General features: G+C 31.5%; 9 protein-coding genes and 1 pseudogene. 4 read left to right on the forward strand and 6 right to left on the reverse strand.

Going from position 1 to position 10,964, the window contains the following annotated elements; genetic code table 11:
- Positions 1 to 577, reverse strand: a pseudogene (locus tag F7B34_RS05370) (hypothetical protein); the annotation flags it as partial.
- Positions 578 to 856: 279 nt separating this feature from the next.
- Between F7B34_RS05370 and F7B34_RS05375 the strand changes: the two are divergent.
- Together F7B34_RS05375 and F7B34_RS05380 are read left to right on the forward strand one after the other, a co-directional pair.
- On the forward strand, positions 857 to 1,609 hold the full coding sequence (locus F7B34_RS05375) for a carbon monoxide dehydrogenase accessory protein CooC (RefSeq protein WP_292460810.1): 753 nt from the start codon (positions 857 to 859) through the stop codon (positions 1,607 to 1,609).
- Between the two features lie 89 nt (positions 1,610 to 1,698).
- Positions 1,699 to 1,941, forward strand: coding sequence for a hypothetical protein (locus F7B34_RS05380; RefSeq protein ID WP_292460811.1), 243 nt, complete (start codon positions 1,699 to 1,701; stop codon positions 1,939 to 1,941).
- A gap of 107 nt (positions 1,942 to 2,048) precedes the next feature.
- On the opposite strand, the gene F7B34_RS05385 is transcribed toward F7B34_RS05380, so the two are convergent.
- Positions 2,049 to 2,474 (reverse strand): EamA family transporter, encoded by a 426-nt coding sequence (locus F7B34_RS05385; protein WP_292460812.1) that lies wholly within the window; start codon positions 2,472 to 2,474, stop codon positions 2,049 to 2,051.
- Positions 2,475 to 2,549: 75 nt separating this feature from the next.
- A complete protein-coding gene (serA, locus tag F7B34_RS05390; protein WP_292460813.1) occupies positions 2,550 to 4,121 on the reverse strand; it encodes a phosphoglycerate dehydrogenase in 1,572 nt (523 codons plus the stop codon).
- A gap of 302 nt (positions 4,122 to 4,423) precedes the next feature.
- Here serA and carA point away from each other — a divergent pair, with 302 nt between their 5' ends.
- The gene (gene carA, locus F7B34_RS05395; RefSeq protein ID WP_292460814.1) at positions 4,424 to 5,494 is read left to right on the forward strand and encodes a glutamine-hydrolyzing carbamoyl-phosphate synthase small subunit; all 1,071 of its coding nucleotides are present in this window, start codon (positions 4,424 to 4,426) and stop codon (positions 5,492 to 5,494) included.
- Between the two features lie 137 nt (positions 5,495 to 5,631).
- Here the strand turns inward: carA and F7B34_RS05400 are convergent, their stop codons facing one another.
- Together F7B34_RS05400 and aroA are read right to left on the reverse strand one after the other, a co-directional pair.
- Positions 5,632 to 6,669, reverse strand: coding sequence for a Xaa-Pro peptidase family protein (locus F7B34_RS05400; protein WP_292460815.1), 1,038 nt, complete (start codon positions 6,667 to 6,669; stop codon positions 5,632 to 5,634).
- A 97-nt stretch (positions 6,670 to 6,766) separates the two neighbouring features.
- Positions 6,767 to 8,065, reverse strand: coding sequence for a 3-phosphoshikimate 1-carboxyvinyltransferase (aroA, locus tag F7B34_RS05405; protein WP_292460816.1), 1,299 nt, complete (start codon positions 8,063 to 8,065; stop codon positions 6,767 to 6,769).
- Between the two features lie 175 nt (positions 8,066 to 8,240).
- On the opposite strand from aroA, the gene glnA reads away from it, so the two are divergent.
- The gene (gene glnA / locus F7B34_RS05410) at positions 8,241 to 9,587 is read left to right on the forward strand and encodes a type I glutamate--ammonia ligase (protein WP_292460817.1); all 1,347 of its coding nucleotides are present in this window, start codon (positions 8,241 to 8,243) and stop codon (positions 9,585 to 9,587) included.
- Positions 9,588 to 9,676: 89 nt separating this feature from the next.
- Here glnA and sucD read toward each other — a convergent pair whose 3' ends face one another.
- Positions 9,677 to 10,537 (reverse strand): succinate--CoA ligase subunit alpha, encoded by an 861-nt coding sequence (sucD, locus tag F7B34_RS05415; RefSeq protein ID WP_292460818.1) that lies wholly within the window; start codon positions 10,535 to 10,537, stop codon positions 9,677 to 9,679.
- Between the last annotated feature and the right edge of the window lie 427 nt (positions 10,538 to 10,964).

The raw sequence follows: 10,964 nt of genomic DNA on the forward strand, positions 1-10,964 counted from the left end.
AAAACGAATTCACCAAATAATCTTTATCCAATGTTTTAAACTCTTCAAGTATTTCAATGGCAAGCACTTGAAGTATCTTGTATTTATGTTTATTGGATATCAATACAATCTCAGGGAGGGTATTTGTTAAGTGTTCTGGACTAATTGTTGATATCAACCCCAAGGATGTCATGGCATAGGCTACTTCATAAGGGTTGGAGGAATAAAGTTTTATGGATAATGAGAGGATGTATTCCACAATCACATTTACATTTAAGGAGTTTATAATTTGTTTGGCAAATTCTGATGTTGAGGTATTGTTGGAATTGGCCCAAAAATAGAGTAAAACAAAGATATCTTCATTAATAATATGGTGGTCTAAAATGAGTTTCTTTATTGAGTTCATTAAATTAACTCTGGTAATTAAGTTCTTATCTTGAGCTAATTTTATGATGTAATCCTGTATTTTCTTAATTTCATTGATATCATTGATATGACCCACTATTTTAGCAGCCTCAGCTCTCTTTTTCCAATCCAATTCACAATATTCCCTGAACAATTCTGAAAGTTCTTTCTCCTGCAACATCCTCTCATGCATAGTGCCCCTCACCAACATTAATTATATATTGTAATAAATATGCCTTTTCATGATATAAATATATCAATAGTATGGTGAATATTATTGGTTAATATCTATTAATATATTTGAATGCTTACCACCCATATGGCTATTATCCATCTTTATACTATAAATACATTTATTTTATATAATATTAAATAAATTAGATGTAAAAAATTTATTTATTTTTTAAATTAATTATTCTTAATATATCTTAAACTTTTTTTATAGGTACATATGTAGGTAATCGGTGATAATTTGACTAAAATAATAGCAATAAGTGGAAAAGGTGGAACTGGAAAGACTATGTTTTCCACACTACTTGTAAAGGCACTGTCAAAAAAGACGCATAATATGCTTGTTGTTGATGCTGATCCAGATTCGAATCTCCCAGAAACCCTTGGAGTTAAAGTAGAAAAAACTATCGGGGATATAAGAGAAAAGTTAAAACAGCTTGTAGCAAATAACAAACTACCTGCTGGCATATCAAAACAGGATTATTTACAGGGAAAAATATATGAAATTATAGTGGAAACAGAGAACTTTGACTTACTTGTTATGGGGAGACCCGAAGGAAGTGGTTGTTATTGTAGTGTGAATAACTGGTTAAGGCAGATTGTAGACAATCTTGCAAAATCCTATGACTATGTGATTATAGATACGGAAGCAGGCTTGGAGCATTTGAGCAGAAGGACCACTCAAAATGTAGATACCATGATAGTGGTAACTGATGCTTCAAAGCGAGGATTGGGAACTGCCAAAAGAATAAAAAAATTGGCTAATGACCTTGAAATAAAATTTAAAGATATATATGTTGTTGCAAATAAAGTAAATGATGAAACCAAAGATATAGTTGAGAAAAACGCCAAGGAATTGGGGTTGAATTTGATAGGAAAACTTCCTTACAATGAAGAAATATCAAAATACGATTTAGTAGGTAAACCTTTGTTTGATATAAATGAAAATAATGAAGTCTATAAAAAGGTGGAAGAGATTGCTAAATCGCTGTAATGATACTTACAATCAATTATATGAATTAAAACAAAATTATATATATTAATAAATTATATAATACTAAAATCATAAAGTATGGTGATACAGTGGTATCTGAAAATGTAAAAAAGACCATTGAAGAAGTTCGAGCTCAGACTCAAAAAGAGGGAAGGTATATAGAATTAGTATCCACAGTAGAGTATTTAATAAATCTTGTAGAGCCTGGTAAAAAAGAGATATTTCAAAAGGCAATGGAGGATGCTGAGGATATGGAAGATGTAAACGAAATATTAGCCGCGTTAAAATTACAAATTGGAGCTCAGGGTGCTAAAAAGTTATTGAAATTATAAAATTACATAAATTATATAACTAATTATATACTATAAAATTAAATATATTATTTTATTTTTTTATTTTACTTAAATATTTTTAATACTTTTTTGTTTTTACATATTTTTTAACTGTTTAACGAAATTAACACAATTCCAACAATTATTAATATTATTCCAAATATTTGAAAAGGAGATAATTGCTCTTTTAGAAAAATCACTGCCAATATTGTAGTAATTGCTGGACCTATTGACGACAGTGGCACAACTATACTTGCCCTTCCCTTATGCAGTGCATAATATAAAAGCAGGCTACCAACTACCACCATTACAGCAGAAATTACACCATACAAAAGTATTTTACCATGTAGTTGATATAGTTTTTGAGGTTCCTTTGCAATTATGATTATGCATAATATAATACCAACGATATTAACAATTATCCACTGCAAAAATGGGTCTTTTTCAGACACTATTTTTGCAAAAAATGTGCCAACACCATATAAAAATGCTATCACAAGTCCAGCTATAACTTCGTTGATATTTACCACCATTTTAGTTTTAAATTGAAAAAATAAAAATAAAAAATAATTATTCTAATAAGAATCTTATTCGCTGTTAATCGGTAATTATAAATCAATAACCTTAGCATCCTTAATATTTTCAAGTTTTTTTAGTTTTTCTATAACTTCATCTGGAATCATATGGTCCACATTAAGCACCATTATACTTTCTCCTCCAGGTTCTTTTCTTCCAACCTGCATCCCTGCAATATTTACTCCACAGTCTCCTAGTAATAGACCGACCTTACCAATCATACCAGGTCTATCTATATGATTAATTACGCAGATAATGCCTTTTGGTTTAATATCTACTTTATATCCATTTATTTCTCTAAGAACAGGTTTTCCATCTGTTAATGACCCCACTATTGAAACCTCTTCTGTTTTTCCTTTTGCTATAATTTTTATGGCATTTCCGTAATCGCTCTCTGATATAGTTCCCTCTACAATCTTTATATTTCTGTTCTTTGCTATTGTAGGTGCATTTATTAAATTAACTCCTGCAAGTAATATTGGCGATAGGATTCCCATTAAAAATGACCTTTTTACCATCTCTGTATCTTCTTTTGCGAGCTCACCCATGTATGTTAATTCTACTTTTTCTATCGATTTGTCAAGTAATTGTATTATCATATTACCTATTTTCTCTGCAAGTATCATGTATGGTTTTAATTTACTCATCTTTTCCATAGGTATCATAGGAAGATTTACAACATTTTCAGCAGGTTCTCCTTTCAATATCTTTACAACTTGTTCTGCTACGATTGTTCCAGCACTTTTCTGAGCTTCCACTGTTGAAGCCCCCTGATGTGGAGTCCCTATAACATTATCCAGCTCCAACAATGGGTTGTCTTTTGGTGGCTCCTGTTCAAATACATCAAGTGCTGCACCTTTTATTTTTTTGTCTTTTAGAGATTCATAAAGGGCTTCCTCGTCAATTAAGCCACCTCTTGCACAATTTACAATTATGGCATTCTTTTTCATTAGTGAAATTTGTTCTTTACCAATGATATGTTTAGTTTTTGGAGTTAATGGGACATGTAGTGTAATGAAATCACTTACTTTACACAACTCATTCACATCTATTAATTTAATACCCATATTTTTCGCAACCTCTACTGGGATATATGGATCATAACCTACAATATTCATTCCAAAAGCCTTTGCCCTTTTTGCCACTTGCTGTCCTATTCTTCCCAATCCAACAATACCAAGGGTTTTACCATAGAGCTCTACACCCTTAAATGATTTTCTATCCCATTCGCCTCTCTTTAATGAGGCAGTTGCTTGGGGAATATTTCTTGCAGCTGAGAGCATGAATCCTATTGTTAATTCTGCCACTGATACCGATGAGGCATCTGGTGAATTAACTACTATAATTCCTTTTTCTGTTGCTGCCTGTAAATCAACATTATCTACTCCGACACCTGCCCTTGCGATAACTTTCAATTTTTCAGCTGCGTCAATTATATCTTTTGTAAGTTTTGTACCACTCCTTATAACAATAGCGTCTGCATCCTTTATTTTTTCTTTTAACTCCTCTGGCGTTAAACCCGTAGCTATTTCTACATCGCCAACGTTTTTTAATATTTCAATTGCATCGTCGTGAATAGCATCAGTTATGAGTATTTTTGGCATAAAATCACTCTCTTTCTAATTTTTAGTCATTATCTTTTATCAATATATGTTATTACATATTAAATATATCTATGTAAAAATTCTTTTTATATATTCATCATTTTCTTTTATATTAAATCTCGTATAATGTTTAAATTATTTAAATTATTAACTCTAAATAAAATAAAAGATTAATATTAAATATGTTATACTATAATTGTGATATGATATAAAATTATGATATAATCATCATACAATTTATAATTATAAATTATGAAAATATAAGTATAAGTGATATATATTAAAATATAATTGGTGAGAAATTGTATGGAATTTTAGTTTTAGAAGATGGAACAGTTTTAAAAGGAAAAGGATTTGGTGCTGAAAAGGAAGTTTTAGGAGAACTGGTATTTAACACAAGTATGACTGGTTATGTTGAAATACTCACAGACCCATCATATAAGGGGCAGATTATTACAATGACATACCCATTGGAAGGAAACTATGGTGTAAAAGAATCATGGTTTGAGTCGAATGGCATAAAAGCGGAAGGGTTTGTTATAAAAGACCTAACTGGAAACGAACTGGATGAATTCTTAAAAAAATACGATGTTCCAGGAATATACAACATAGATACAAGATTCATCACAAGAAGAATAAGGTCAAAAGGTGTTGTAAGAGCTCTCCTAAAAACATCATCAGAACCAATTGATGATTCAGAAATTGAAAAATATATTGAGAAGGCAAGAGCACATAAAGATTTATCCGAAATTGATTTGGTGCCAGAAGTATCAACAAAAGAAACTGTAATCCACGAAGCAGAAGATGAAGTGGCAAAATGTGTTTTAATAGACTGCGGTGTTAAAACAAGCATAATAGATTGTTTAGTGGAGAGAAACTGCACAGTAATTCAGGTGCCATACGACACACCAGCAGACGAAATATTGAAATATAACCCTGACTTTGTAATGGTATCAAATGGTCCAGGAGACCCGAGCTCTGTTAAGGAAACAATAGCTACTGTAAAATCCTTAATAGGAAAAGTGCCAATTACGGGAATATGTTTAGGTCATCAAATCATCACTCTTGCCCTTGGCGGTGAAACCTACAAAATGAAGTTTGGACACAGAGGTGGAAACCAGCCGGTGAAGAATTTGGAAGAAAATAAAGTATATATTACCTCCCAAAACCACGGATTTGCCACAAAAAGCGAATCTATGCCAAAAGGTGCGGAGGTATTCCATATTAACTTAAACGACAACACAGTTGAAGGTTTAAGAATAAAGGACAAAAACATATTGTGCGTCCAATACCACCCAGAAGCCGGACCTGGACCTCATGATGCAAGATTTTTATTTGATGAAATGATTAAATTGGGAATAGAAAATAAATAATAAAATAAGAATTAAAAAAATAAATAAATAAAAACTAAATAAAAAAAACAGCAAAATAGAAGTAATAATTGAAAATAATAGTAATACCTAATTTTCTTAATATTCTAATCGCTTACGATAGTAAGCGAGCAACGAAATCACGACGACGAAGTGATTTCGTCTAATATTTTTGCATTACTCAATTTTTTAAATCCATTCTTTTTAACAACATATAAATCTTCAATTCTTATTCCAAAATCATCTAAATAAATACCAGGCTCTATTGTAATGACCATACCTTCTTTTAAAATAATATCCTCTTTAACCTTTGAAGAAACCGATGGTTTTTCATGAACCTCTACACCAACACCATGACCTAATGAGTGAATGAAATATTTTTCGTATTTGCCCATGGATTTTCTTGCTATTGAGTCGAGTTCCTTTACTGAAACTCCCTCTTTAAGATATTCTTCTGCTTCATTTTTTGCATTATGAACAATGTTGTATATATTTTTATATTTCTTATCTGGATTTAAAATAACAGTTCTTGTAATATCTGAACAATAACCTTCATAAGTAGCCCCAATATCCATTAGAAGTATATTTTTAATAATATCATTGGAAGGCATTCCATGAGGTAATGCCGTTTTTTTATCTGAAATTGCTATGGTGTCAAAGGATGGTTTTATACTACCTTCCTTTTTCATGATATACTCGATTTCTGCGGCGAGCTCACCTTCAGTAATTGGTTTATCTGAATTTAATATAAACTCTGTTGCATATTCGATTGCTTTATCGCTTATTTTAGCAGCTTTTTGGATTAGTTCGATTTCTCTATCATTTTTTATAGCCCTCATTTCTCTTATTTTATCCGATATTAGTTTATAATTCTTATCAAGATATTTTAAATATTTCAAAGGAAGGGAATCCTCAACACCATCGCATCCCTTAAATACATCCTCAATTTTTTCGAATAACTGGATATCAAGGTATTTGTTTTTGTATGTTAGAGCTCCCCTATATTCCAGTTTTGGAACTCTCAAAACTGCCCTATCCTCCTCTACATCAAAAACTAAAACCGAAAAGGTTGGAGGATATTTTTCTAAAAAATAATTTATATTTTCCTTTTTTAGAACTATGGCTTTTTTTATGTTGTTTTCACTTAAATAACTTAAAAAATCTTTTATTTTATTCATTTTATCCCTACTTTAATTTTAATTTAATTTTAAAGATAATGAATTTAAAAGGAAATATAAAATAAAAATTAAAACGAACTAAAATAAATGTATGTATTTAACACAGTGTAATATTTGCTCCAATGGACTTCATAACATCTACAAAGTTAGGGAATGATATTTTAACGGCACCTTCTTCTTTTATTATTGTTTTGCCTTCTGCCATCATTCCAGCAATTGTGAAAGCCATTACAAGCCTATGGTCGTGATATGTTTCCAGCTCTGCACCTTTTAATTTTCCAACATCTTCAATTACAAGACCATCAGGTTTTTCAGTTATCTTTGCCCCCATTTTTGTTAATTCTTTTGCACAGGCACTTAATCTGTCGCATTCCTTTAATCTAACATGCTCTCCATTGTATATTGTGGTTTTACCTTCTGCAAAGCATCCCAAAACTGCAATGGTAGGAACTAAATCTGGTATATTTTTTACATCCACATCTATGCCTTTTAGCTTATGAGGTCCCTTTATTATAACTTTGTCGTTTTTGACTTCAATATCTGCCCCCATTTCTTTAACTATGTTTATTATCTCTTTATCTCCTTGCTTTGAGTCCTTAAATAAATTGTTTATTGTCAATTCTGAATTTAAAAGAACTCCTGCGGCTACAAGATAGGATGCTGATGAATAGTCCCCTTCCACAGTGTAGTTGCAAGGTTTGTATTTTTGACTCCCTTCAATAAAGAACCCTTTTTCATTTTCTTCTTCCAAAGGTTTAACTGTTATTCCAAACTTACTAAGAACATCGATTGTTATGTCCAAATATGGTGCAGATTTTAAAGTAGTAGTCAAAATTATCTTTGAATCCTCTTTGGCAAATGGTAGAGTCATCATCAACGAGGTAATGAATTGAGAGCTCATATCCCCCCTTATCCTAACAATATTATTTTTTATCTCACCACTTTTAACAATAATTGGAGCAGTTCCATCCATTTTTGATGAAAAAGCTTCAATACCGAGTTGTTTTAAGGCATCAAGTAGCGGTTGCATAGGTCTTTTTCTTATAGATTCATCTCCTGTTAATATGGTATATCCCTTTGGTATTTGGGATGAAATTCCCGTTAAAATCCTTAGAGTTGTTCCGCTGTTCCCTATATCGATTATATTATCGGGAGTTTTTGGGCTGTTATTGTTCCCCTCCACAATCCATTTATTTTCATCTTCTGTGGTTATGTATGACCCAAGCATTCTTGCACCATGAACTGATGAAAGACAGTCGGCACTGTTTAACGGATTTTTTATCTCTGAAATTCCATCCGATAGAGATGCACATATTACTGCTCTATGGGTGTATGATTTTGAAGGAGGGGCATAAATATTTCCTTTTATTTTATCGGTTTTTTTCACTATAATCATAATAAATCACCAAAATAAAATATTAAACATATTTATATTTATTTTATAGTTTTTTATATTATTAATTAAATATTCCTATTAATAGTATATTATTTATAAAGGTAAAATAAACCGTAAATTATATATATTTAAAATCGGAAATTTATTTCCGATAATCTATAAACGAGGTGTAATAATGACCACTGTTGAACAGGCACTGGAATATATAAGAGCTAATGATGTTAAATTTTTAAGATTCCAATTTGTAGATTTATTGGGCGTTCCAAAAAATGTAGCATACCCAGTAAAATCAGGAGAAAAAGGACTTGATGAATTAAGAGATGTTTTAACTGATGGATTATACTTTGATGGTTCATCAATTGAAGGATTTGTTTCCATCGATTGTTCAGACATGATATTAAAACCTGACTTATCAACATTATCTGTTCTTCCATGGAGACCAGCTGAAAAATCAGTAGCAAGAGTTATTTGCGATGTATATAAAACAGATGGAAAACCATTCGAAGGAGACCCAAGGGGGTGCTTAAAGAAAATCATGGGCAAACTTAAAGAAGAAATGAATGGAGAATACTTCGTAGGTCCAGAACCAGAGTTTTTCTTGATAAAACCCGACCCACACAATCCACACAAAATGGTTCCAGCTGATAACGGAGCATACTTTGACTTAGAACCATTGGATGATGCACCAGACATCAGAAGAGACATAGTATTTGCTCTGGAAAACTTGGGATTCCATGTTGAAGCTTCTCACCACGAAGTTGCACCAGGTCAGCATGAGGTAGATTTCAAATTTGATAACGCTCTAAAAACAGCTGACAGTGTAGTTACATTTAAAACAACAATTAAAATGATTGCTAAAAGATACGGGTTAATGGCAACATTCATGCCAAAACCATTTTTTGGTATGAACGGTAGTGGTATGCACTGTCACCAGAGTATTTGGTTAAATGGGGAAGCTTCATTCTACGATGAAAATGCACCATACCAGTTAAGTGAAACCTGTATGAACTATGTTGCAGGTATATTAAAACACGCTAAGGCAATTGTAGCAGTTACAAATCCAACGGTAAATTCATATAAAAGGCTTGTTCCAGGGTACGAAGCTCCTGTAAATATTGCATGGGCAAACGCAAACAGAAGTGCTATCATTAGAGTTCCTGCTGCAAGAGGCAAAGGAACGAGAATCGAGTTCAGAGCTCCTGACCCATCATGCAACCCATACTTAGCATTCACAGTAATGCTTGCTGCTGGATTAGATGGTATTAAGAAGAAATTAGATGCACCAGAACCAGTTGAAAGAAACATATTTGCAATGAGTGAAGCTGAGAAGAAAGAGCTCGGTATTGAATCAGTTCCAGCTAATTTAAAAGAGGCACTTGAAGAATTGGAAAATGATACAATATTAAAAGAGGCTCTTGGAAAACATATATTGGAAAACTTCTTAGAATTAAAAATAGCTGAATGGGACAGTTTCAGAACCTCAGTAACAGACTGGGAAACAAAAGCATACTTAAAAATATAATTAAAATTATAATTTTTTCTTTTTTAAAAAGTTTATAAATTTAAGTAATCTAATTTTATTTAAAAAATTAAAAATCTTAATTATAATAATTATAATAATTCTTTTAACACTGAGGGTATATCTGAAATTCTCTTTACAACATGAGCTCCGGCATCTTTTAATGTATTCATTTTACTTTCTGCTGTTCCCACACCCCTCTCAACAATCGCCCCAGCATGACCCATTCTTTTTCCTTCTGGTGCAGATTGACCTGCGATATATGCCACCACTGGTTTTTTCATTTTTTTAATATATGCTGCGGCTATTTCTTCATTACTTCCTCCTATTTCTCCAATCATCACAATAGCATCTGTATCTTCATCATTTTCAAACATTTCAAGTATTTCAATATATCCAAGACCAATCGTAGGGTCTCCCCCTATTCCTATACATGATGACTGCCCAAACCCATTGCTTATTAATTCATTTGCAATTTCATAGGTTAAGGTTCCACTTCTTGAAACCATTCCTATTCTTCCCTCTTTTAAAACTTTCATAGGAATAATACCTAATTTTCCAACCTTTGGGGATGCAATTCCAGGGGAGTTTGGTCCAATTATTTTAACACCTTTATGTTTTGCATAGTTAAGTATATCTATTGTATCATGGACTGGAATATGCTCCGTAATAATTACAACAAGCTCAATACCTGCATCAATTGCTTCATAAGCGGCATCCTTTGCAAATGGTGCAGGAACGAATATCACTGAGGCATTTGCACCGTGTTTCTCAACAGTTTCCGCAACTGTATCATATACTGGGATTCCATAGATTTCTTTTCCACCTTTTCCAGGAGTTACTCCTGCAACTATATTTGTTCCACATTCGAGCATGTTTTTTGTATGAAAACTTCCCTGCTTTCCAGTAATTCCTTGAACTATTGCTTTTGTGTTTTTATCCAATAATATCAAAATTTCACCTCTATTATATATATTTTAATAAAAAATAAGGAAAACATAAAAAAATATTTTTAATTAAAAATTCCACTTAATAAATTAAATATATATTCTTTTATTTTAAATAATTTATTAACATATGCCATATTATTTTATCTCTTTAAACATTGGTAATTCTACAAAAATATGAAGTAATCTCGCTATAATCTTTAATTTTTTAATAAAATCATTAAAACTTCCTCTATTTTTGAAAATAAGTATTTAATCCTGTCGCAGATGAGTGCTATTTTTGGTATTATTAATATATTTAGATAAATTAAATTATGGAGATTTTTAAAGAATTTAAGACAGAATTGGTTTTTTTATATTGTTCCTTGTAGATTTTAAATATTTTAAAAAAATATTGGCAAAATTTAGTTTATAATGCAAAATATCCTTAAAT

This window comes from Methanothermococcus sp., assembly GCF_015523155.1.
Taxonomy (GTDB): Archaea; AGJL01; Methanococci; order Methanococcales; family Methanococcaceae; genus Methanofervidicoccus.

Excerpts from the sequence above, each read along its gene's own strand:
- F7B34_RS05400 (WP_292460815.1), bottom strand. The coding sequence starts at position 6,669 with ATGAATAAAATAAAAGATTTTTTAAGTTATTTAAGTGAAAACAACATA.
- glnA (WP_292460817.1), top strand. The coding sequence starts at position 8,241 with ATGACCACTGTTGAACAGGCACTGGAATATATAAGAGCTAATGATGTT.
- serA (WP_292460813.1), bottom strand. The coding sequence starts at position 4,121 with ATGCCAAAAATACTCATAACTGATGCTATTCACGACGATGCAATTGAA.
- aroA (WP_292460816.1), bottom strand. The coding sequence starts at position 8,065 with ATGATTATAGTGAAAAAAACCGATAAAATAAAAGGAAATATTTATGCC.
- F7B34_RS05385 (WP_292460812.1), bottom strand. The coding sequence starts at position 2,474 with ATGGTGGTAAATATCAACGAAGTTATAGCTGGACTTGTGATAGCATTT.